At 48.7% G+C, this 24413-nt stretch carries 20 protein-coding genes; 14 read left to right on the forward strand and 6 right to left on the reverse strand.

The features are described from left to right. Positions 1–13 precede the first annotated feature (13 nt). From MHB82_RS10475 to MHB82_RS10485, 3 genes are all read left to right on the forward strand, one after another. The gene (locus tag MHB82_RS10475) at positions 14–1765 is read left to right on the forward strand and encodes a sensor histidine kinase (RefSeq protein WP_110759427.1); all 1752 of its coding nucleotides are present in this window, start codon (positions 14–16) and stop codon (positions 1763–1765) included. Then, positions 1762–3348: a helix-turn-helix domain-containing protein gene (locus MHB82_RS10480; RefSeq protein WP_341174615.1), complete on the forward strand. Its 1587-nt coding sequence runs from the start codon at positions 1762–1764 to the stop codon at positions 3346–3348. Before MHB82_RS10475 ends, MHB82_RS10480 begins: the two co-directional genes overlap by 4 nt. Before the next feature lie 82 nt (positions 3349–3430). Further along, positions 3431–6007 (forward strand): beta-mannosidase, encoded by a 2577-nt coding sequence (locus MHB82_RS10485; protein WP_445671255.1) that lies wholly within the window; start codon positions 3431–3433, stop codon positions 6005–6007. 92 nt (positions 6008–6099) lie between these two features. Here MHB82_RS10485 and MHB82_RS10490 read toward each other — a convergent pair whose 3' ends face one another. Then, positions 6100–7212 carry an FAD-dependent monooxygenase gene (locus MHB82_RS10490; protein WP_341174617.1) on the reverse strand — a complete coding sequence of 371 codons (1113 nt, stop codon included), beginning with the start codon at positions 7210–7212 and terminating at the stop codon, positions 6100–6102. Positions 7213–7453: 241 nt separating this feature from the next. Next, entirely contained in the window at positions 7454–7978 is a 525-nt protein-coding gene (locus tag MHB82_RS10495) for an NAD(P)H-dependent oxidoreductase (protein WP_095358789.1), read from the reverse strand. 188 nt (positions 7979–8166) lie between these two features. Between MHB82_RS10495 and MHB82_RS10500 the strand changes: the two genes are divergently transcribed. Continuing rightward, entirely contained in the window at positions 8167–8649 is a 483-nt protein-coding gene (locus MHB82_RS10500) for a MarR family winged helix-turn-helix transcriptional regulator (protein WP_095358788.1), read from the forward strand. A gap of 88 nt (positions 8650–8737) precedes the next feature. On the opposite strand, the gene MHB82_RS10505 is transcribed toward MHB82_RS10500, so the two are convergent. Beyond that, positions 8738–9037 (reverse strand): hypothetical protein, encoded by a 300-nt coding sequence (locus MHB82_RS10505; protein WP_341174618.1) that lies wholly within the window; start codon positions 9035–9037, stop codon positions 8738–8740. Positions 9038–9247: 210 nt separating this feature from the next. Between MHB82_RS10505 and MHB82_RS10510 the strand changes: the two genes are divergently transcribed. From MHB82_RS10510 to MHB82_RS10520, 3 genes are all read left to right on the forward strand, one after another. After that, on the forward strand, positions 9248–11272 hold the full coding sequence (locus tag MHB82_RS10510) for a Na+/H+ antiporter (protein WP_341174619.1): 2025 nt from the start codon (positions 9248–9250) through the stop codon (positions 11270–11272). A gap of 117 nt (positions 11273–11389) precedes the next feature. Next, complete coding sequence (locus MHB82_RS10515; RefSeq protein ID WP_341174620.1) at positions 11390–12328, forward strand: aldo/keto reductase; 939 nt, start codon at positions 11390–11392, stop codon at positions 12326–12328. Between the two features lie 67 nt (positions 12329–12395). Beyond that, the gene (locus MHB82_RS10520; protein ID WP_110759415.1) at positions 12396–13160 is read left to right on the forward strand and encodes a polysaccharide deacetylase family protein; all 765 of its coding nucleotides are present in this window, start codon (positions 12396–12398) and stop codon (positions 13158–13160) included. 78 nt (positions 13161–13238) lie between these two features. Here the strand turns inward: MHB82_RS10520 and MHB82_RS10525 are convergent, their stop codons facing one another. Together MHB82_RS10525 and MHB82_RS10530 are read right to left on the reverse strand one after the other, a co-directional pair. After that, positions 13239–14780, reverse strand: coding sequence for a DHA2 family efflux MFS transporter permease subunit (locus tag MHB82_RS10525; protein ID WP_341174621.1), 1542 nt, complete (start codon positions 14778–14780; stop codon positions 13239–13241). 9 nt (positions 14781–14789) lie between these two features. Then, the gene (locus MHB82_RS10530; protein ID WP_095287931.1) at positions 14790–15425 is read right to left on the reverse strand and encodes an efflux RND transporter periplasmic adaptor subunit; all 636 of its coding nucleotides are present in this window, start codon (positions 15423–15425) and stop codon (positions 14790–14792) included. Between the two features lie 159 nt (positions 15426–15584). Here MHB82_RS10530 and MHB82_RS10535 point away from each other — a divergent pair, with 159 nt between their 5' ends. From MHB82_RS10535 to MHB82_RS10545, 3 genes are all read left to right on the forward strand, one after another. Continuing rightward, on the forward strand, positions 15585–16055 hold the full coding sequence (locus tag MHB82_RS10535; RefSeq protein ID WP_341174622.1) for a hypothetical protein: 471 nt from the start codon (positions 15585–15587) through the stop codon (positions 16053–16055). 127 nt (positions 16056–16182) lie between these two features. Beyond that, positions 16183–16389 carry a YwbE family protein gene (locus MHB82_RS10540; RefSeq protein ID WP_095287993.1) on the forward strand — a complete coding sequence of 69 codons (207 nt, stop codon included), beginning with the start codon at positions 16183–16185 and terminating at the stop codon, positions 16387–16389. Between the two features lie 19 nt (positions 16390–16408). Continuing rightward, positions 16409–17005: a DUF4269 domain-containing protein gene (locus MHB82_RS10545; RefSeq protein WP_341174623.1), complete on the forward strand. Its 597-nt coding sequence runs from the start codon at positions 16409–16411 to the stop codon at positions 17003–17005. Between the two features lie 14 nt (positions 17006–17019). Here the strand turns inward: MHB82_RS10545 and MHB82_RS10550 are convergent, their stop codons facing one another. Continuing rightward, positions 17020–18393, reverse strand: a complete 1374-nt coding sequence (locus MHB82_RS10550; RefSeq protein WP_426641578.1) for a hypothetical protein — start codon at positions 18391–18393, stop codon at positions 17020–17022. A gap of 469 nt (positions 18394–18862) precedes the next feature. On the opposite strand from MHB82_RS10550, the gene MHB82_RS10555 reads away from it, so the two are divergent. From MHB82_RS10555 to MHB82_RS10570, 4 genes are all read left to right on the forward strand, one after another. After that, a complete protein-coding gene (locus MHB82_RS10555; protein WP_341174625.1) occupies positions 18863–20659 on the forward strand; it encodes a sensor histidine kinase in 1797 nt (598 codons plus the stop codon). A 4-nt stretch (positions 20660–20663) separates the two neighbouring features. Beyond that, positions 20664–22277 carry a response regulator transcription factor gene (locus MHB82_RS10560; RefSeq protein WP_341174626.1) on the forward strand — a complete coding sequence of 538 codons (1614 nt, stop codon included), beginning with the start codon at positions 20664–20666 and terminating at the stop codon, positions 22275–22277. 197 nt (positions 22278–22474) lie between these two features. Then, positions 22475–23461 carry an ABC transporter permease gene (locus tag MHB82_RS10565; RefSeq protein ID WP_176476010.1) on the forward strand — a complete coding sequence of 329 codons (987 nt, stop codon included), beginning with the start codon at positions 22475–22477 and terminating at the stop codon, positions 23459–23461. Positions 23462–23479: 18 nt separating this feature from the next. Continuing rightward, positions 23480–24388 (forward strand): carbohydrate ABC transporter permease, encoded by a 909-nt coding sequence (locus tag MHB82_RS10570; protein ID WP_095358777.1) that lies wholly within the window; start codon positions 23480–23482, stop codon positions 24386–24388. Positions 24389–24413: the final 25 nt, after the last annotated feature.

A 24413-nucleotide genomic window follows, 5' to 3' on the forward strand; every position in this document is an offset into this window, starting at 1 on the left:
AGGAGGAAAAGCATTGGGAAGCTGGCTCACATCATCGCTGCAGAGGAAGCTCTCGGTTGTCGTAACTGCCTCCATGATCGTGCCGCTGCTGGCGCTGGGTCTGTTCGCATTTCTGATCTCTTCCCGCATTACCGAGCAGAAGACGAAGTTGTCCGGTATGGACACGTTGAAACAAGTGGAAGCCAATCTTCGCTATATGCTGCAGGATGCCGAGAATATTTCGATTTTCCTGATTGGAGAGCGCGATATTCAGCAGTATCTGAGCCGAAATGAAGATCACGAGCTGGACCGCGTGGATATTGTCGGCAGGATGACCAATCTGGCGGCGTCTAAAAAGTATATTGCGAATATAGCGATATATCCGGATCGGTTTGATGCTGTCCTGACAACGGCTACCTGGTATGAACCGGGTACTTCCGATCCTCCAGCTCCTGCTGGCGATGCGGTTAAAATGTGGACCGGCGTCTACCCGGTTCGCAACTATGCAGGCATACAAAATGTGATTACGTTGGTGCGTCCCATCCGCAGCATTCATGATTATCGACCCATCGGATGGCTCGCGATCAGCCTGGATGAAAAGGCCATTTCCAAAGACTGGGCTGCGCTCGGACTTGGCAGAGGTGAAGGGCGTCTGGAGCTGGTCGGACAATCCGGAGAGATCCTGTCCTCCATGGATAAATCTCGGCTTGGGCAGACTCTGGAGCAGGTCGAACCTGAATTGCAGACGCTGATTCGGCAGAGTGAGAGCGGGACGACTACGTATGGCAGTGGAGAAAACAAACGGACGCTGCTCTATTACCCGGAACAGCTGACTGGATGGACGTTGACTGGAACAGTTCCTTACGACCAATACAAGTCGGAGAATGGTTATATTCTGATTCTTACGGCTGTAGCCGTGGTCGCTTCTGCGGTAATCTGTGCAGGGCTGGTCTGGTTTACCGTCCGCCGCGTAACAAGGCCGCTCCGTGTGCTTACCAGGCACCTGTCCCGTATTGACCCGGATCGGCCGCTGCCCTTGTTTCGATCTGAAAGTGATGATGAGATCGGCAGACTGGGAGAGAGCTACAATCTGCTCGGTGCACATATCGAGAGCCTGAAGGAAGAGGTTATACAAGGTGAAGCCCGCAAGAAAGAAGCTGATCTCAGGGCACTTCAGGCACAGATCAATCCCCACTTTCTGTATAATACCCTTTCGTCCATTCACTGGATTGCCCTGATGTCAAAAGAGAGCCGGATTGCGGATATGGTCGAAGGTTTAAGTGATTTCCTGCGCATCAGCCTGAATAACGGCAAGGATTTCTGTCCTGTTGGGCAGGAGATTGCCCATATCCAGCATTATGTACGGGTGCAGTCCATCCGCTTCCCTGATAAATTTTCGGTGCACTATATTGTGGATCCTGCCTTGGAGCAGCGGATGATGCTGAAGCTTCTGCTGCAGCCGCTCGTTGAGAATGCCATGGTACATGGTATTCAGCCCAAGAATGGTCCGGGAACGATCACCATCATGATTCGTCAAGATCAGGATGAAGCACGAATGAACGTACTGGTGCTGGATGATGGTGTCGGCATGGGCCAGGAGAGGCTGGAACAGCTGAAGGAAAGACTGCCGGAAGTGAATCCCACTGCTGGTGGCTACGGGATCCACAACGTTAATGAGAGATTGCTGCTCCATTATGGGGCGGCTTCTCAACTTGAGATGGACAGTCGTGTCGGTGGAGGGACCCGTATTTCATTTTCCATACCCTTTCTGGAGGAATCGCCATGAGACTACTGATTGTCGATGATGAAGTGATCATTCGTACCGGACTTGCCAGTGTTATTGCCTGGGGCGAGCTGGGGATTGATCTCCTTACACCAGCAGCCTCGGCTGAAGAAGCGTTGTCCCGGTTGGCTGAGGAGCGTCCGCACATTCTGATGACTGACATCCGCATGACTGGCAAGACAGGGCTTGAACTTGCAAATGAAGGACTGCAATTGCTGCCTGAGATGGAAGTCATTATTTTGTCAGGCTACGATGACTTCTCTTATGCTCAGCAGGCGATTCGGCAGGGTGTGACGGATTATCTGTTAAAAACGAGCAAACCGGAAGAGATTATCAAAACGGTTCTCCAGGCCAAGCAAAGAGTTATGGACCGCTGGACAGAAAAGTCCAAGGAAGGGCGACTTTTACAGGAGAATAAACAGCGGTTATTTGAACGATGGGTTATTGAAGGTGATGTGATCACAGGTTCGTGTCCAGCATTTTTGAAGCCGGGCGCGGCGGAGTCTGCTGGTGTATCATTGGACGGCAGTCAGGTCTATAAGCAGGTTGTATTTGTTATTCGTGCGCAAGGATGGAGCCGCTCTTCTGCTGCACTTCTGAGATTTGCCGTGCAAAATATGCTGGAGGATATGCTGCCTGGTGCAGCCGCTCATATTCACAAGGAACAGATTATTGGTGTAATGCAGGTAACGAGCAGGCAGCAGGAATTACTGAACACGCTGGGAACGGTAGTTAATCATATGGAGCAGCTCCTGAAATGTACGCTGCGTGCAGCTGTAGGGCATCCGGTTTGTGGCGAGGTACATCTTCACGAAAGCTATTTAACGGCATCCGCAGCGTATCAATATCTGAGTCTGCTTGACGATAAAATTTGGAGCATTGAGCATGTAAAACACCGCAAGGGTGGTAAAACATTACTTACGCATGAAGAGGAAACCGTGCTGGGGACCCTTTTGCTCGATAATGACCCTGTCACGCTCACCACATGGACACGGGAGCTTGTAAAAGAACTCATGTTGGACCCGGAGGTAACACCGGAATCGTTCAATGCCTGTTTGCATTCTGCGGTCATTGCAGGACAACGCTGGCTGGTTCGCACGATGCGTGCAATAGGAAGAGAAGAGCCTGTACGATATGATCCATGGGTGCCGGAACCTGAAGCAGATGCTGCGGACCTTCAGGATATGCTGTTTCACCATTTATATGGTCTGATGCATACATATTACAGCCAAATGGGCCAAGGGCAGGCTTCGCATGTGCAAAAGGCCATTGCCTACATGGAATCCGGATTGGCACAAGAAATCAGTCTACAGCAGGTGGCTGGCCAAATCCATTTGCACCCTGGACATCTCAGCGAACTGTTCAAGAAAGAGACAGGTACAACGTTTGGGGATTTTGTAACGAATATGCGTATTCGGCGGGCGATGGAGATGTTGGCAGTCTCTCCTGCAAAAGTCAGTGAAGTGGCTGCCATGAGTGGGTATGAAGACGTAAAATACTTTAGCAGGCTGTTCAAAAAACATACAGGCAAGACCCCGAGTGAATTTCGCGAAGAGGCTTATGCATTCAAGCCTTCAGGAAGTTAACAGACATGAATGGTTGTACTTGTTTCTGCAAACGTTTTCGATAATGTGGAATAATTCAGGGATCTGGGGAGCGAGGTATATGATGAAGAAGAGTGATTCAATTCAGGATCTGTCAGGTCAATGGAAGATCCAGCATTTTGAAGTCGGGGAAAAACGGACGATGGACATCGCAGCTGCTGCACTGGATGACCGTTTCTGGATCGGGGCGGAAGTGCCAGGGGATGTTCATTCGGCCTTGGTGGCGAGGAGCATAATTGATCCACCATACTACGGGCATAACGATGCCAAGAGCCGTTGGATCGAGCAAAAGGAATGGTGGTATCGTACCAACTTTAACCTGGTGAAGGCGGAAGAGGATCAGGAACATTTTGAACTTGTCTTCGAAGGTTTGGATACGTTTGCAACGGTCTATGTGAACGGACATGAGGTGGGGAAAACAGCCAATATGCTCATGTCCCATACCTTCGATGTTACGACACTGGTCCGCCATGGGTGGAACGCCATTGCAGTTCGATTCGATCCGCTGTCTCTGCACAACCGGGACAAAGAGACGTTCGACTGGTCATCCTATACGAAGGAACGGCCTTGGCTGCGCAAGGCAGCGATGAATTTCGGCTGGGACTGGGGACCGCGCATGGTTAGTGTCGGCATCTGGGGTGCAGTCCGGTTAGAGAGACACAAGATAGCGAAGCTGGATAGTGTGTTTGCACGGACCAAGTCTGTCAGCCAAGAACAGGCGGTGATCGATGTTACGGCAAAAGTGAAATCGGTGATGTCCTTCCGAAGCAGACAGCAGCTGAAGCAAGCTGTGGTCACGACATGTGATGTCCGCTTATTGGATGCGGGCGGTGAGGAAGTGACTCAAGCTGCTGCGCTGACTGTCCAAGGCGGACAGGCGGATACAACACTGGCTGTGCCTTCACCGCGATTGTGGTGGACGCATGATCTGGGTGAACCGTATCTGTATACACTGGAGGTAGTCCTGTACGCCGATGGAATTGAAGTAGACCGTTATCGCGAGCCCTATGGGATACGAACCATTGAACTTGCCCTCCACAATGAACAGGGAGAAGACGCATTTACTTTTATACTGAACGGAACCAAAATGTATGCCAAGGGGGCCAACTGGATACCCGCTGATCACCTAATTGGTGCTATTCCCAACTCGAGATATCGGGAGCTCATTGAGCTGGCTGTCGAAGGAAACATGAATATGCTGCGAGTGTGGGCAGGCGGCATCTATGAGAAGAATGTCTTTTATGATGAGTGCGATCGGCTAGGGGTGTTGGTGTGGCAGGATTTTGCCTTTGCTAATGCATTATTTCCTGACTTCAATCAAGATTTTATGGAGAATGTCAGATGCGAAGTAGAAAATAATGTGATCAGGCTGCGGAACCGGGCTTCACTTGCCCTCTGGTGCGGCAATAACGAGATTGACTGGCTTTACGATATGAAATCTGCCAGCGGAGACATCACTAGTCCGTTCTATGGGGAGCTGATCTATCATGAGCTGATTCCTGAGGCTCTGGAACGTCTGGATCCGTCCCGTCCGTATTGGCCGTCTTCACCGTTTGGAGACAAGGATGGCAATGATGCCAATGATCCGGATGTTGGTGACCGTCACAACTGGCAGGTTTGGCATGGGTCTGTTTATCCAAGAAAACACGGTGAACCGCCGCTGCTTGACTACAGCATTGAGGGCGTAACATTTAAAAATTTTAAAAAGGATTATGCCTTGTTCAGCAGTGAATTCGGCATGCATGCTTCGGCCAACCGTTATACGCTGGAGAAAAATATGCCTGAAGGGCAGTTCTACTGGGGAAGTCCGGAGATGGCCTATCGCAACAAGGATACCAATCACCAAAAGGGCATTCTTCTGATGGAAGGCTACACGGGCATTCCACAAACGATTGAAGAATACATGAATTATTCGATGCTGACTCAAGCGGAAGGCTTACGGTACGGAATCGAGCATTTCCGGAGGATCAATCATCGGAATAGTGGTGCGCTTGTGTGGCAGCTGAACGACAGCTGGCCGGGAACGAGCTGGTCCATGATCGATTATGAGCTGCTGCCCAAGGCATCCTTTTATTATGGGAAGACCTTCTTCCATCCGGTTCTACTGTCACTAGAGCATGAGCCAGGCGATCCGCTTGCTTTGTGGGTCGTGAACGATAAACTTGAGGGGTTACAGGGACATCTTCGAATTAATGTATATCAATTGAATGGGGAGAAAGTATACTCGGATACACTGCAGGTGGAGGTTGAAGCCCAATCTTCTTCAAAGGTTGGAGTATTAAGTGAAGCAGCAGTGCTGCAGGGCAGACGTCCCGAAGAAGTCATGATTGAACTTGTATCGGAAGGATTTGCTGCCCCGCTTAACCGATATTTCCTGCGTGATCCGAAGGACATCGCGCTGCCGTTGTCTCAGCTGAGTGTGCATGTGAATGAGGAGGAGCAGTCTGTTACCGTTACAGCTAGCGGTGCCATCGCAAGAATGGTTAAACTGGAGCTTCCGCTGGGACGTGTGCGGTTCAGTGACAACTATTTCGACTTGCTTCCAGGGGAAAGTCGAACGGTGTATTTGCGCCATCCAGAGATGGAGTCGCTGCCCCTGAATGAGCTTCGGGTAAGTGCAATGAACGGTCGCGAAATATAATTGCAAAATGAAGCAAAACATGCCGATGGCCTCTGAACAGAAGCCATCGGCATGTTTAATTTGAATTAAATACGATCGATTTCGAGCGGTTGCTAGCGCAGGGATTCGTAACGCTGTTGAAAGGAGGATTCCATCTCCACCTGACGAGCAAGCTGTTGTTTCACTTTGCTGCTGCGAATCACCTGAAGCTGCTTCAATAGATCCACCGATTGAAATTGATCAGAGGCCATCCGAATGATGATCTCGGCAAGTGCATCGGCATCTTCCAGCGCTGCATTGAGCCCAAAGGCTCCTGTAGGCGTCATGGTATGTGCCGCATCGCCGAGCAGAACCACATTGTCTTGAGTCCATGACTCGCTGTAACTGCTCTCTACGGATAACAGTACAAAATCGCTCCAGGTCTGAATATGTGCAGCGACCGATTCCGCGAGACACGGGAAGGCTTCCACGAGTTTCTCCACAAAAGGGGCAAAGGGCTGCTCACGCAGCTTGGAGAAGGAACCCTGCGGGATATTCCAGCCAATCTGTACATACCCGCCGTATTGGGAGAACAGCGCCAGCTGCTGACCGTTCATGCTCGCCATACGAACGGCTGGTTCCCAGCCTACAGGCGCGGGAATTCGGGCCCATAACAGATCATACCCATGCTTGTGTATATCCGGGGTGAGGCCAGCGTATTTTCGTACAGCAGAATATCTCCCGTCCGCTCCGACAATAATGGCTGCTTCTATAGAAGCGGGAACACCATTATGCCGAACATTGATGCCTACTGTTTTTCCTGTCTTATCTCTAAGCAGTCCGGTCATCACCGTATTAAATAGTACCGTCTCGTGATTGTGCGGCAGGGCCTGTGATTGTGACACGATAAAATCCAGCAGGTGATCCTGCGGAACATGTATGCCCACATGCGATTCTCCCTCACCAGGGTAAATCGTGTGGATAATCTGTCCGTTCTCCCAATATTGAATCTGTTCTAAAGGCATGGCTCCGAGCTGTGCTACACCCGAATAGAGTCCATGCTTGCTCAGCACAGCTTCACCGTCCTGGTTAAGCAGTTCACCGCGAAATGACTTGTGCAGATGAGGCTGACGCTCAATTAGTGCTGTTGATATTCCTTGGCGGTTCAACAAGTAAGACAGGAGGGCACCGCCTGGTCCGGCTCCAACAATACAGACATCTACTTGTAATGGATTATTGTCATTCATATATAAAATTCCCTTGCTATGTTATTATATTACTTTCTGATAACAAATTTCTAAAAATTATTAAGTAACTAAAAGTAACTTTAACACACTAGTTATTATAAACAAACACGCTTCAATTTTGCAATAGGTAGTTGCGACTTTACTTAGAAGTGGACTCAAGCCTGCGCTGTTTCCCGCTTCTTGAAGGGAGGGCAGGCTTGAGAACAAAATGTAAGATACATCCGCCTGAATGATACACGGTCTAGCTGATCAGACGATTGGTGATCCGGGCGACACGTTCTCCAAGGGCTTTGCCAAGAGCAATTCCTTGATCGCTTAACAGAACGTCACTATCCACTGGACAGGTAACCCCGACACCATAATAGGAACCGTATAATGCGTTGTCAGCAAAGTTTCCTGGCAGCCCGGTAATAATCATTCCCTGATGCAGCATCGGGGTCAGCAGATGAAGTAATGCTGACTCGAGTCCTCCGTGTTCTGTGGCAATCGTACAGAAGACAGCACCTACTTTATCCACGAGTTTTCCTTCAGCCCATAGGTAACCCAGCTTGTCGATCCATTTTTTCAGACCGGAGCTGATGGAACCGAAGTGACCTGGACATCCCCATATAATGGCATCCATTTCCACCAGTTTGTATACATCAGCTTCTTCGGTGGAGTGCAGATGAACGGTGGCCCCGTGCACACTGGCAGCCCCGGCGGCAATCGCCTCAGCCAGCGCCTGTGTATGACCGCCTTCGCTATCGAAAACAATATAAATATTCAAGTTTCATTACCTCCTCAAAATGCATCATTTATCATGCTATGAGGTAGCTTGTCACATGTATCGCAAAAATAAGCATGAACTTTACAAACAACAATGGATCCAAGGAGCAAGCGTATTTTTCACAAACAAAAAAGTACAAATATGTTACAATGTTAGGAAGGTTATGATGAAAGGCAGGAGGAACGTTTATGAGCCTGGATACGGAGCAAAACTCTCAATTGGCAAACATTGATCAATTGTTGGAGGCCTTCTTCAGATATAAAAATAAGGTATTGGACCAGCAGCAGAAAACAGAAACAAACTGCAAACTGAATCCGACTAAGAGTCATATATTGGGCATGCTTTTAAGGGAACAGCGCTGTATGGCTGTCGATGTGGCGAGGCAGCTCAGCTTATCATCTGGCGCTACCACCATTGTATTGAATCAGCTGGAGAGTGAAGGGTTGATTCAGCGGGTACGCAGTGAAGAGGATCGAAGAATTGTGTGGTTATCCCTGACGGAAGATGGAGAGCAGCTGGCCAAATCCCTGACTGCAAACCGTGGACGTATGACATGGGAACTGTTACAAGCGCTTACGGAAGAAGAACAGCAGCAGATGATAGGCATGCTTAAGAAAATTGAACTGAAGCTGCTCGAAAAAATGAAGGTTTTGGAACAAACACATCGTTAAAATGGAATTGAAGCGTCAGTCTTCAAGGTTCGCCCCAGGTTGGGACGAATGTTGAAGTCTGACGTTTTTTCATGTTTTAAGCTGATTATTACAGATGGAATCGTTCAATGTGGTCTATTAGGCCAATTTCAATCAAAACTTCTTTTTGCTTCTGTCCAAGCAGGTCAAAATGGGGAAAAGGCTGACGTTGATGGATATAGCGCGGATCAAGACCATGTTCCAGACACCATTGTTCAAGGCGTTCCAGATTCGAGCAGCCTACTTTGGTTACGCTTGTAATGCCCGGAAAACGCGGGTCTATCCAAAAATGAGTAAGATAAGCAAGTTCGCCGCGTGATACACGGTCTTTCCATTCTGACAACTCCTGCCGATTAATTCCAAATGCCATAGATACCAAGTTCCTTTCCAAACGGGTATTGTCCTGAGCATATTGTAACATCTTATAAACAAATCCAAACTGAATTGTTACTCTGAGCTACCTATCTTCGCTATCGGGGGAATGGATATGACAACATTTTTATAACAAAAACGGATATATGTTAAAATAAGACTACTCCAATTGGACTTATTACTTCATTTAGGGAAAGGGATTACCATCATGGAATTGTTTATTGCGGTACTTGTATTGCTGGTACTCATCGGTTTATCGAACATCCTGAACCGGTTTGTACCTTTTATCCCGGTTCCGCTCATTCAGATTGTCCTCGGGGTAGCCATTGCGCTTCTTCCTGCAGGGGTACATCTGCCATTGAATCCGGAACTGTTTTTTGTACTTTTTATCGCGCCATTGTTATACAACGATGGGAAACGAACACCAAGGCATGAACTGTGGAATTTAAGGGCTCCCATTCTGCTGCTGGCACTTGGTTTGGTCTTTGTTACCGTAGTTGTGGCTGGTTATGCCATTCACTGGCTGATTCCAACTATCCCGCTGCCTGCCGCTTTTGCTCTTGCGGCCATCCTGTCCCCGACCGATGCGGTTGCCGTTGGCGCCATGGCAGGGCGTGTACACCTGCCCAAAAGCATACATAGACTCCTCGAAGGCGAAGCATTGATGAATGATGCATCCGGCCTGGTTGCATTTAAATTTGCCATAGCAGCAACGGTTACAGGCGTTTTCTCGTTAGCGGAGGCTTCATTCAGCTTTCTCATCATTGCCATTGGTGGTCTGCTGGTAGGTGCGCTATTATCCTTTCTGCTCATTCGGCTCGGTGTATGGATCCGGCGTTTGGGTATGGAGGACGTCACTGTGCATATGCTGCTGCAGATCCTTACGCCATTCGTTATTTATCTGGTGAGTGAAGAAATTGGGGTCTCAGGCATTTTGGCCGTTGTGGCGGGAGGTATTATCCATGCCATTGAACGTGACCGAACGGAATCGGTTCAGTTGAAGATGCAGGTGGTCTCTGCAAGCACATGGTCCGTTATTTTATTTATCTTGAATGGTTTGGTGTTTGTGATTCTGGGTGTCCAGATTCCGGATGTGCTGAATACAATCTTTAAGAATGTAACCTTTAACAATTTGCAAGTTCTGGGGTATGTAGGATTAATATCCGTGTTGTTGTTACTGCTTCGTTTTGTCTGGATCTATCTGTTCTGGCAGGGGAATGAGTGGTTCCGCAGGAAGTCCCCGATTGGAAAACCAAGGTTAAAAGAGATGACCATTATCTCTCTGTCGGGTGTGAGAGGCGCGGTAACCCTTGCGGGTGCATTCTCCATCCCGTATGTGCTTCAGGACGGATCCCCTTTCCCGGAACGGGATTTGATCATATTCCTGGCAGCCGGAGTTATTCTGTTTACGTTAATCGCTGCAAGCGTGTTTCTGCCAGTACTCGCCAAGAATGATGAAAAGGCTGCTGCTGGCTCTCAGCAAACGACAGAACGAAAGGCACAGGACATCATGCTTAATGCAGCCATTCGGGCAGTCAAGTCCGAGATGACCGACGAGAACAAAGCTGCTGCACTTGCTGTAGTCTCTGATTTATCGAAATACATCAGGCAGGCTGCAGGACAGATGACAGCGGGCAAACGCAAGGACATCATGAAGCAGGAAACGGCCATTAACCTGATTGGCACGCGTGCGGAGCGCAAGGAAATTGAAAGTATGATGGATGAGAACGTCATTGCATCCGAAGCGGCGTTTAAATGTAACAGCTGGCTGGACCGTAAGGAAATGATGCTGGCTAACCGCACCAATACGCAGATGATGTTCTCCATTAGTGAGATCGGACGCGTGCTCGGTCATCTGTTTACGAATCGCTCGGAGAAGCCCGAGCAGCCGTTCATGTTAGAAAATGCAGATCAGTTTCGTCAGGTTAAGCTTCGTACTTCGGAAGCGGCTATCAAAGCCATACGGGCTCATATGAACGATGGCAATCGGCCTGTGGCTCTGTCCGTGATTGCGAAGTATGAGCGGGTGATCGCCAGACTGAGAAGCTGGAAGCAGGAGAAGACCGAAGATCCGTTCAATCAGGAGAAGCTTGAGCTGCAAATGGTAGCCATTCAAGAGCAGCGGAACACGGTACAACAGTTGTATGAGAATGGTGAGATCAATCGAGACGTGGCTGCGAAGCTGCGCCGATTTATCAATGATGTTGAAGCGACCGTACTGAAAAATAGCTAATCCGATAAATCCGATATTTTAAATGTAAATATGACTCTGATATAATGGATTCACCGCAGGAAGAACTACTTATGATAACCATTTAACCAACGCTCAGGAAAAGGAGATGGATGAAACATGGCACAGCAACAGACTCGCTTGGGAAAAACCGAATTGCTCGTTAACCCGATTGGACTCGGGGCAAATGCAGTAGGGGGACATAATATCTACCCGGATATGCTGAACGATGAGACGGGCAAGGAAGTGGTTCGTACAGCGCTGAAACAGGGGATTAACTTTGTGGATACGGCTTTCATCTATGGACCTGAACATTCAGAGCGTTTAATTGGAGAGGTGCTGAAGGAAACGGGGCAGCGTCAAGAAACCATTATCGCCACCAAGGCAGCCCACAAATTCGTGGATGGCAGCGTGGTGATGGATAACTCTCCTGCTTTTCTGAAAGCCTCGGTCGATGAAGCCTTGAAACGTCTTCGGACAGATTACATTGACTTGTTCTATATCCATTTTCCGGACGAGCAGACACCGAAGGATGAAGCAGTAGGTGCATTAAAACAACTGAAAGACGATGGCAAAATCCGCGCGATCGGTGTATCCAACTTCTCCATCGAACAGCTGCGTGAAGCGAACCGGGATGGTTATGTGGATGTGCTGCAATCCGAATACAATTTGTTCAAACGAGAGGCTGAGAAAGATCTGCTTCCGTACACGGCTGAGCATGAAATTTCTTTTGTTCCATACTTTCCGCTGGCAGCCGGACTGCTGGGTGGTAAATATAATCGGGATACGACATTCCAGGATGGCCGGGCCAAAAATCCGCTGTTCACGGGTGAAAACTTTATCCGCAATTTGGACAAAGTGGAACAGCTCCGCAGCATTGCCGAATCCAAAAATGCCGAAGTTGCACATCTCGTGCTGGCCTGGTATCTGACTCAGCCTTCGATTGATGTACTTATTCCAGGGGCGAAGAAACCAGAGCAGGTCATCAACAATCTGAAAACCTTGGATGTAACGTTGTCTGCCGAGGAGATCGCAGTGATTGACCAGATTTTCCGTTAAATAGTTCCGGCATTTCGGGAAATGCTAACAGGGAGTTTACGTTTGACGATAAAGAGAGGACTTAAACATGAACCTGAAGGCAGCCCGAACGATCGGATTGTTCACCCTGATTCTCATGCTAGGCACCAGTTCTGCCTATGCGAAGCCGGTACAGAAGAATCGTCAATATTACGAGGAACGAGGAGAGATTGTCTGGGAGGTCCCTACCCATGACAAGCTCATTGCGTTGACCTTTGATGATGGTCCTGACCCGGTACAGACCCCGCAGATTCTGGCCTTGCTTAAGCAGTACCAAGCTAAAGGCACTTTTTTCGTACTGGGTAAATGGGCGGAAAAGTATCCTGAGCTGGTCATGCAGGAACAGCATGAAGGACATGAAGTGGCCAATCATACTTATGCACACACTTATGCGGTTAAATCCACTGCTAAGGACAAGTTTACGCAGGATATGGTGGCTGCCGAGCAATCCATTATGGATGCTGGTGTCCCACGTCCGCTGCTGTTCCGACCACCCGGAGGATTTTACAATGACATGGTCATTGATGTTGCAAAACAAAAAGGTTATACCATTGTGTTATGGTCATGGCATCAGGACACCCGGGATTGGGCTTCTCCTGGGGTAGCGGCCATTACGAACAAGGTGCTGAAAAACGCACGCAATGGGGATATTGTTCTGTTTCATGACAAGGTGGATGGAAGGAATCAGACCGTTGCTGCGCTCAAAACAATTCTTCCCAAGCTTCAGCAAGAGGGATACCGTTTCGTCACTGTATCGGAACTGCTTGCGATGAAGGCAAAAGAAGCAGGCAAGGATGGCGTTTCCTTTAAATAGTGCTCCTAATACAATAGTAAAAGCCGCCGGTTTTCTCTTAGGAGAGACCGGCGGCTTTTGTTATGTTTCCGAATAAGATTATTGTTCTGTCTTCACCGCACGAGGGCGGGCTCTTGCCCGCCGCAGAAACAGCGACAGGAGCAAACCAATAATGGAAATCCAGGTGGCAACAATAAAGGCATCGTTAATGCCTTCAATCGTCGAGGTCTGAACTGCGATACCGTATAGCTGCTGTAACGCCAGTGTAGAACCCTGTTCAGCCGGCACGCCTGCTACGGCAGCCATCTGCGAACCCAGGAGCCCGACTTGTTCAGTCAGGGGCACATTGGTTGTCGTGACCGTATTGCTGTAGTCAGCCAAATGAATGCCTGAACGTGTAGCCATAACGGTAATCAGCAGGGCTGTTCCAATCGAGCCAGCTACCTGCCTTATCGTGTTGGACATGGCTGTACCGTGACTGGTCAGATGAGGGGGTAACTGGTTTAGGCCTTCGGTCTGTACGGACATCATCAGCATGGACATGCCGAAGCTCCGAAGAGTATACAGCATCATAATGTGACCATAAGGCGTTTCCCCGGTCAATTTGCTGAATTCATAGGTAGAGAATGCCGTGATCAGCAAGCCTACAATGGCTAGTGGGCGGGAGCCGATCCGGTCGAATAGCGCTCCTGATATGGGTGACATAACCCCCATCAGCAGTGCACCTGGCAACAGCAAGAGTCCCGATTGCAGAGGGGAAAATCCTCTTATATTTTGCAGATAGATGGGTAACAGAAGCATCCCCCCGAAAAGTGCCATGTTGATGGTAGCACTGACCAGTGTGGAGATGGTGAAAATATCGTATTTAAACACACGAAACTCCAGCAGGGGATGTTTCATTGCTGTTTCCCTGAGAACAAAGAACGTGATGAACAGAATACCGATGATCAAGGTCAACAGTACAATTGCACTGCTCCATCCCTTGTCGCCGGCAGAGCTGAATCCATACAGCAGAAATCCGAATCCGATCGTTGAAAAGAGCGCACCATACGCATCGAATTTGGGAGAACTGAGCTTGGATACATTTCGCAGCCAGAGAAAAGCAAACAGGATATCGAGCAAAGCCAGCGGAATAACCATGTAGAACAGAATGCGCCATGTGTAGTGCTCCACGATCCAGCCTGACAAGGTAGGACCAATAGCTGGAGCAAACATCATGGCGATCCCCATGGTTCCCATCGCTGTTCCCCGTTTTTCGGGAGGAAATACGGTTAAAAATACGTTCATGACCAGCGGCATGATAATGCCCGCACCACTGGCCTGTACAATACGTCCAATCAGCATGACCGTAAATCCCGGACTGATTGCGCAGATGGCAGAGCCAACGGTGAACAGCAGCATCGCTGTGGTGAACAGTTTACGAGTCCCGAATGACTCAATCAGATAGGCTGTTATGGGGATGAGAACCCCATTCACGAGCAAATAGGCAGTCGATAGCCATTGCACTGTTGTTGCCGAGACGTTGAAATCATTCATCAGATGGGGGATCGCCACATTAAGCAGAGTCTGATTCAGAATGGCGATAAAGGCGCCGAGCAGCAGGACGGCAATGGTTCTTCCGAGCGGCAATTGATTATCCATCGGCAGACCTTATATATGAACGCGCACAGTGGCGCTCATGCCTGGGACAACACCCAAACCTTTGTAACCCTCAATCGTAATGGTAATCGGGATAACCTGCGTAACTTTGGTGTAATTGGCATTGGTATTGGACGACGGCAGTAGGGAAAAAGAGGAAGCCGTAGCAAGCCCAATCTGATCTACTTTACCTGTTAGTGTGGTATCTGGAAATGCATCAATGTATACGTCAACGATTTGTCCGCTTTTGATTTTGTCGATGACGGTTTCTTCCACATTCGCGGTCACATACAAGTTATTAAAATCATAGGCTCTAGCCAGTGGATTACCGGCAGAAACCAATGAGTTCTCCACTGCGGTCGCCTGGACAACGGTGCCGGCAACAGGCATGGTAATTGGAGTTGATTTACCGCCTGCAGAGACGGTCCCGATCGTATCCCCTTGATTGTACGAGGTACCTACTTTGCCTTTCCACGTTTGGAGTTCGCCGCTAACGGTGGAAGCAATGGATATGGGCTGACCCGTGACTAACGCATTATCCGTCTTGACGTAGCTGGTGGATTGGTTGTAGTAGTATATGCCTGCGGCACCTGCCCCCAAAATCACCAGAATGACAATGATATTGATCAATATGGCACGAGAGTTCATGTGGATCATTCCTCCTAATATGTTCTTCTGCTGACAATCCTGTTTGGAGCATTCCCGGTACTCTGCTGCTCTATACGAAACAACATGAAATATAATTCGCAGATTGGGGAACCAATATATTGATAAGTTGCCACAGGCGATGACAAGGAGGATGCTCAGATGTTGATTATATTGGCCGTAATTGTTGTACTAGGGATTATTTTTCTCATGATCTTTAACTCAAGATCGACCCGCAGAGCTGCAGAAGCCAGGGCTGCCCAAACGGTTGAGACAGAACGAGAGCCTGTCCTTCTGCAGGGGGACGATCAGACAGAGGAAAAATTGCTGGATTCGTCAGACCCGGTGGATTATACGGAAACGGATGGACCAAGAGAGACGAAGACGGAAACGGAATTACGGGAAAACAAGATTGAAGTGAGCCACCAAGCCAAGAAGCAGGAAACTCAAACAAAAGGAATCGATAGTGAGTACCGTCAAGCTCTGCTTCATTTTCGCAAACCAACTGAACCCCAAGAGGAACCAGTCGAGTCCACCTCTAATGAAATAGAAAAGAGTGCGGATGAGGTCTACCGGTCCGCATTGCGGGACATGAAGAGCAAATCCTCCCCTCCGGACTCAGATCCGAAATAAGGATCTGCACGTTTCCATGCAGCGGGCATGGCTTTTGTTTTAAATCCAAAAGATTTACAATAGATGAAGCTTTGCTCTAACATAGCTGAATGGATTGACGTTGCAAGAGGAAGGAGAGGAATGAATTATGAACGGACAACAACGAGTGAACATTAAACCTGGGCTGGAAGTGGATATCGTACTGAAGCAAGATCAGCCTACAGGGAAACTGACAAGGGGAATCGTCAAGGATTTGCTGACCAAATCACCCACGCATCCCCATGGTATCAAGGTTCGTCTGACAAGTGGGCAAGTTGGTCGTGTAAAACAGGTGATTACAGGAGCAGCAGAATGATCCGGCTGGCTCAGAATTCATGAAGACAACTGCTGAGGTTTTGGCACATCTGGCATCCGGGAACGAACGGCAGCGGGATGCTTACAGGGTGCTTATTCAAAGTGATTTGTTCTCCATTTTGGAGGCATATACCCCTTATCCGGCAGGAACCGTACCCATTGATATAGACATTCCTGGCAGTGATCTTGATATATTGTGTGAAGCTCCTGATCTGAACGCGTTCGAGATGGTAGTGACTCAGCATTTTAGCGGAATGGGGCGTTTTTCGTGTGAACGCGGAACGGGGCTAGGTATGGATATACCTAGTGCCTACCTGACTTGTTCTTTTCAGATTGAGGGTTGGCCATTGGAGATTTACGCCCAATCGTTGCCGGTCAATAAACAAAATGCCTACCTTCATATGTTAGTCGAATGGGAGCTGCTGCAGCTCTGGGGTGCCGAAGGTCACGCCGAGATCCGCAGACTGAAATCGGTTGGATTGAAGACAGAGCCAGCCTTTGCCGCAGTGCTCGGATTACAGGGTGACCCTTATGTGGAGCTGCTGCATCTAGCCGATTGGAGCAGGCACAAGCTATGGCTCTGGGCCAGGCAGCGTACTTCTTTTCAAAATACGTAAAAAGATTACACGAATTATAGTAAGAAGATGGCGACGATCGTCGTGACCGTTAAACCAAGCAGTACCGGCTTCAGGTTGCGACGCGCCAGTTCAAATGGACTGACTCCGCAGATAGCAGCAGCTGGAATCAAAGCCCAAGGGATTAAGGTACCACCGCCAACCCAGATGGCAGCAACCTGACCGAGTGCTGTTAATACGGGGGCTGAATCTGCTGTGCCGGCAAACATCGAAGCGATGGACCCCACCAGGGATATCCCTGAAAACCCCGAACCATCCATTCCCGTAACGGCTCCAATCAAGGTCATTGTGATCGCACCTACCGTATCATTCAAGGGAACCAGCCCCGCAAGAGCAACACCAAGATCATTGACTATACCATGTGATCCATCAGGTAGAGGGTTACTAAACAATTCGGTGATGGCTGCATCCCCCAGATAAAAGAAAGCTGCAATAGGAATAACGGGACCGAATACTTTGAAGCCAAACTGAAAGCCTTCAATTAAATAATTCGTTGTCTCTTCAGGGCCTTCATGCCGATGTGCTGCGAGAGTGACCGTGATGAGGATAAGTACGGCGGTACCTCCGATTAAGGCTGTAGCGTCCCCGCCCTGAAGCTTAAGAACAAACATCAGAATCACATCCACTGTGAATAACAATGGAATAAGTATGGCGAATGCCTTTTGTAATCGGATCGGTATCGATTGACGTTGTTGTTCAGGTACGACCCCGGCACCCGGTAAGGTTTCGGAAGGAGAAGAAGCCTCAATTAGAGGTTCACCTGGGACAGGAGAATGCATCTGAGTGCTGACGCCACTTTTCATCTCATTTCGTAACATCCAAAAGGCCGTTAGTGTGGATACTGCGCCCATCACGATGACCAGCGGTATGCTTGCCGTCATGACGGAAGTAACCGGAAGGCCAGCTGCATCTGCCGTCAGTTTGGGAGCTCCTTGAATGATATAGTCCCCCGAGAGGGCGATTCCATGTCCGAAAAGATTCATTGCGATGGCAGCACCAATGGGTGGAAGTCCTACACGAACGGCGACGGGAAGCAAAACTGCCCCGACCAGGGCTACCGCTGGCGAAGGCCAGAAAAACAGGGAGACCGTCATCATGATCAGCCCAATTCCCCAATAGGCCACCTGAGGAGAACGAATGAACCTGGTTAGTGGAGCAACCATGACTTCATTAATACCTGTGCGAATCAGTACCCGGCTCATGGCGACAATGATCGAGATGATAAAGATCGTGCTGAGCAGCTCTTTGGCAGCATATACAAAACTATTAAAGATTCCTGACACCGCACCACTTAACGTCTCTGTTGCCAGTAATCCAATCGTCATAATCCCGGCAACACAGATAATCATCGTATCCCGGCGCCGTATCATGACAGCCACAATGAGCACGATAAAAGCCAGATATACATAATGTAACGGTACCAATTGAATATTCACACCGCATACCTCCTTCCACCTTAGTCCTAAGGCGTGATATATCGTATGCATGTCAGGACCGGGCGTTCATGGAGAAGAGGAGTGCAGGAAGGCTTTATTTTTTGTGTAAAACGTGTGCGTGTGACAACCAGCAGGAATTTTTTTGAAAATGGAGAATTGATTAGACGGTACATATCGAATGACGACGTGATCAGGTCACCAGAGCTGACAGAGAAAAGTCACTTCATCATATATACAACACGTAATAAGCATGATTACAATGAACATGCCGCCGTTAAGGAAGAAATATGGAAATTTAACAGCAGATCGGAATAGAAACCGAATAGTAAGGTTGTTTATTTTTGATAACGTTTACAGTGTGAATGGTCATATAAAAACATTGAGAATAAGAGGGCGGGAATCCATGAACTTTATCCGTTCACTGCGCTTCAAATTCATGGTTGGCTTGACGCTGATCATGCTGCCGCTGTTTCTGCTGTTGTATTACAACAATATCTATGCAATTCGAGTCGTCAGGGACAAAGTATCCCTAACCAACATGAATCATCTGGCGAAGAGTGTGGAGCAGAATGAGCGAGTGCTGCAGGAGACCAATCGGTACTTATACAGTCTGGGCGAGCGGGACCCGGATATTATTTCGCTTTTTTTCCTGAAATACGGCAGCGGGGACTATATCATTGCGAAACAGCGAATCATGAACAAATTCATGACTGATATCGGATTCTACAATCTGATTGATTCCTTCTTTCTGTATGATGCGGTAAATGATGATCTGCTGCTGGCGACTTCGGGCAGTTATGACGTCAAAATGTCACTCGTCCGGGAGAGCATGCCTGCACAGATGACGCAATTGAATGATGAGACTCAGCGGCCAGAATGGAGCATTGTTCACGGTGGTGGATGGAATGCACTGGTCAAAACGGTCCGAATTAATCAGCAGTTCTACGCTGGTGCGCTTGTGGATATGAATGCACTGAACCATCCCGAACAATTCACTGAATCCGGTGAACGGGGGGGTGCCGTTATCGTGGATGACAATGGGGGAGCGCTGTCCGGTTCGGCCCTCAGCTCGGCGCAGATCAAGCTGGCTGCAGCACATCTCTCCGGCCTGGAGAATCCCTACCAGGTCATATCGGAGGTTACATCCAAGGGGTATGAACAGCAGTACCTGATGCTCGGCTTGCCTTCGGCGATGTCCGACATGAACTATATTGTCCTGTTGCCGGAAGAGGATATGCTGCGCAACCTGCCGTTCTTTCAACAGATTATTCGCCTGCTGCCTATTGGTGCAGCGGTCATTTTGATCACGGCCCTGATTTTCCTGCGTCAGTTGCTGTTTCGACCTATGAATACTTTAATCAAAGGGATGAGACGGGTCAGTCGTGGAGAGCTCGACGTGAGACTTGATCCGCCGACTTCATCGGAATTAGAATTCGTCACTCACAGCTTCAATCAGATGACCAGCCAGATTCAGCATCTGAAAATCGATGTCTATGAAGAACAGCTGCGTACCAGAGAGGCCGAATTCAAGCAGCTTCAGATGCAGATCAACCCTCACTTTTATCTGAATTCCCTGAACATTATTCATAGCCTGGCTTCACTGCAAAAACATGAACTGGTCCAGCAGATGGCCGGACATCTGGCCGATTATTTCCGGTTTAGTCTCCGGGCAGGCAAACGCGTTATCCGGCTGGATGAAGAACTCGAGCACATTCGTCACTATCTGGAGATTCAAAAGCTCAGATTCCCGAACAAATTGGATTTTTCTCTGGACGTGGATGAAGGTCTTGGTCATTTTGTACTGCCGCCTTTAACCCTCCAGCCTTTTGTGGAAAATGCCATTATTCATGGATTTAGACGGCGTACGGAACCATTTGTCATACGCATCTCAGCCAACTTAACGAAAACGTTATCCAGTCCACATTCTGAGGTTGAAGATATACAGCACAACACTATATTAAGGGTTTCGGTAGAGGATAACGGTGTCGGCTTCGAACAAGACATGCTTGCGCGTCTCCAGCGGGGGAAGTATGCCGAAGACCCAAGTGGACAGCACATCGGGATTTGGAACGTTGCTCACCGTTTGCTAGTGAAATATGATGAATCAGCCAAATTGGAGTTCCAAAACCTGAATGCTGGCGGAGCGGCAGTGATCCTGTATCTGCCCGCCCAAACGGAAGAGGAAGAAGGGGGAGCTTGAACTGATGCGAAATCTATTAATCGTGGACGATGAGGTTTATGCTCTTCAGGCTATGGTAGAAGGGATTGATTGGCGTTTGGCCGGCATCGATCGGGTATTTAGTGCGGGTGATGCGGAAGAGGCACGAATGGTGCTTCAGAGCCAGTCTATCTCGATCATGATCTCTGATATTGAAATGCCGGGAGAGACGGGTCTGGATCTGCAGAGCTGGGTATTGAAGCATGCTCCGGGCATCCTGACGATCTTTCTGACAGGTCATGCCCTGTTTGACTACGCCCAGACAGCGCTCAAGTTAAACAGCTTCGATTATGTGCTAAAACCTGCCCAGGCTGATCAACTTCTTAAGGTGGTTACGCAGGCCGTAGATAAACTCAAGGCCGGAGAGCAGCGTTCGCGTACCAATGAAATATATGAGTCGGTATACAAGCGCTGGCAAACCCACAAACCTCTGCTGACGGAGCGGTTCTGGAAAGATGCCATTTCCCAGCGCGTCACTCTAACCAGGCCACGACTGAAAGAGCTGGCCGAAGTCTATGGTGCGGAGATCGACCCGCACGCCCGCATTCTGCCGATTGTCATTTCGGTAGAGGAGTGGGTCAGGGAATTCGATCTGCGTGATGAGGAGGTACTGGAATATGCTCTTCGGAATGCAGCGAGGGAGATGATCCTTGGGGATCGGCCAGGAGAAGTATTTCAGGACCATAGCGGTCTGAATATTGTACTTGCGTATGAAAAGGATGGGGTCGTACCTGCTGCTAGCCAGGTGGCACAGAATTGTCAGCTTTATATTCGGGAATGTGGGACTTATTTCTACTGCCGCTTGTCCTGTTACGTAGGTGCACCCGTGGCTATAACCGAATTGCAGGGTTTGCTGAATGAACTGATGGATATGGAGCGACGCAATATCAGGGAGCTTGAGGGAGTATTCGTATATGATGAGCAGGGAAAGAAACCGGAGGACCGATTTCTGCCAATTCCCTGGTTTTCGGAGTTGTCAATTTTGTTTGAAACCGGCAAAGTGGATGATCTTCGTGAACGCGTTGAAGAAATATTTGAGCTGCTGGCTGCCCAGGAACAGTTATCTCCTGAGATTCTGTGCCTGTTCTATCATGCCATGCTGCATGTGGTCTATCCCCTGCTTCATCAGAAAAATGTATCCGTACGCAGTCTGTATCCTGGTGAACGTGAGCCTGAAGAAAGTATGGTTACACGCTCCTTGCCGCAATTAAAACTTTGGTCCCTGGATCTGATTGACCGTGTCATTCCGATCCTGTATCCGGATGATCACAGTCCGATGACGATTGTGGACCAACTATGCATTTATATCGAGAATCATATTGGCGAAGATCTGATGCGTGAGGAACTGGCATCGTTTGCCGGCTTCAATCCAGCATATCTGTCCCGGCTGTTTCGGAAGGAGAAGGGAATGTCTCTCTCTGAATTTATCTTGCAGCGGCGGGTAGACAAAGCCAAAACCTTGTTGTCTGAATCCACCGTAAAGGTCACCGATATTGCCGGCAAAGTAGGTTACTATAACTACTCCCATTTCACGAAAATGTTCAAAAAGTGCACGGGCATTACGCCGCAGGAGTTCCGTAAACAGTCCAGAACGGTCTAGCGTTGACGCAGCATGCTGCGTCTTTTATTTTGTTTTTATTTTATTTGGTATCATGCCAATGTCATCATTTGATAAGTGAAAAGGTCACCACAGCCGATATTGGGCCAGAGCTCCCCGCGGTTATACTTGAACCACAGGATACACAGCGGTGCTTCATCCTGAGGAAGGAAATCAAGAGGAGTGAGGGAGAAGAGGTTATGAAGACACAACCCCAGGCGGGTAAGGGTGTACGGGTAGCGGATATACCGGATAGATCAGTCCGCAAGCGAAAGTCTGTTTTGTACAATCTTGGTAAGTTCAAAGTCTTGTATCTCATGTTTTTGCCAGGGATTCTGTTTCTGCTGGTGAACAACTATATGCCGATGTTCGGCGTCCTGATTGCATTCAAAAATGTGAATTACGCCGACGGAATTTGGGGCAGTCCCTGGAGCGGTTGGGATAACTTCAAGTACCTGTTTTCCACGAGTGATGCTTGGGAGATCACACGCAACACACTTGCGTATAACACGGTATTTATTGCGCTGAATCTGTTTGTGGGGGTAGGGCTTGCGATCCTGCTAAATGAAGTAAAGAACAAAGCGATGTCCAAACTATATCAATCCTTGATGCTCCTGCCTTACTTCTTGTCCATGATCGTGGTTAGCTATCTGGTTCTGGCGTTTCTCGGCAAGGATTCGGGTTTTATGAACTCGACGATCCTGCAGCTCTTTGGCGGGCAGCCCATTGACTGGTACTCGGAGCCGAAGTATTGGCCGTACATTTTGCCGATTGTGAACACCTGGAAAAACATCGGATACTATGCTGTCATTTATCTCGCAGCCGTCGTAGGCATTGATGAGGAGTACTACGAAGCCGCCGTGCTGGACGGAGCAAGCAAGTGGCATCAGATCCGGTTTATCACGGTTCCGTTTCTCGTTCCGCTCATTGTCATCATGACCTTGCTGCAGATCGGCCGAATCTTCTATGCGGACTTTAGTCTGTTCTATCAGGTTCCATTGGAATCAGGGGCATTGTTCCCTGTAACGAACGTTCTGGATACCTATGTCTATCGCACATTCCTCATTGGCGGCGACATTGGGATGTCTTCTGCGGCTGGACTGTATCAGGCTGTTGTCGGATTTGTACTGGTGCTTGTATCCAATACGATCGTCCGAAGAATGGATAAAGATAATGCATTATTTTAGAAAGGAGGCAAGTCTGCTGTGAAATCTCGTGACCCACTTGCTGTATCGCGGCGTTCCGCGTCCATTATACACGCAATGTTTATTTTCTATGCCATAGCCTGTATCGTTCCGATTTTGCTTGTCTTCGCCATTTCCTTCTCGGACGAGACAACCGTCATTGCGAACGGATACAAGCTGATCCCCGAGAAATTTAGTCTCACTGCCTATGAGTTTCTGTTCAAGGATATGGATCAGATTATCCATTCCTACGGCATTTCCATCATCGTGACGGTGGTAGGTACCATTACCAGCGTGGCGTTGACTGCACTGTATGCCTACCCGCTTTCCAGAAGGGATTTGCCCTACCGCGGATGGTTTGCCTTCTTTATTTTCTTCACGATGCTGTTCAACGGGGGGCTCGTTCCCTGGTATCTCGTATACGTCAATGTCCTGGATCTGAAAAATTCCATTCTGGCCTTGATATTGCCGTTATTGTTATCACCGTTCTTCGTTCTGGTGATGCGGACATTTTTCGCCAATTCCATTCCGGTATCCATTCTTGAATCGGCTCGGATTGATGGCGCAGGTGAGCTCCGAACGTTTACACGGATCGTACTGCCGCTCTCCTTACCGGTTATGGCCACCGTGGCATTGTTCAGCACGCTGAACTACTGGAATGATTGGTACCTCAGTATGATTTTTATCTCTGATAACCGGACGATCAGTCTTCAGTACCTCATGTACCGAACACTGCTCGATATTCAATATTTAACATCCAACTCCAATGTTTCTTCACAGATTTCATCACAGGGCGGATTGTTGAATCTTCCTAACAAAACGCTGCAAATGGCGATGGCTGTCGTGGGCATCGGTCCGATTGTGCTGGCCTATCCGTTCTTCCAAAGGTACTTCATTAAAGGTCTGACGGTGGGTGCTGTGAAGGGTTAACTCCGTCCCGGTCAGCGGGGTAGTG

Origin of the sequence: Paenibacillus sp. FSL K6-2862, from assembly GCF_038005125.1 — a bacterium.
Taxonomy (GTDB): domain Bacteria; phylum Bacillota; class Bacilli; order Paenibacillales; family Paenibacillaceae; genus Paenibacillus; species Paenibacillus illinoisensis_A.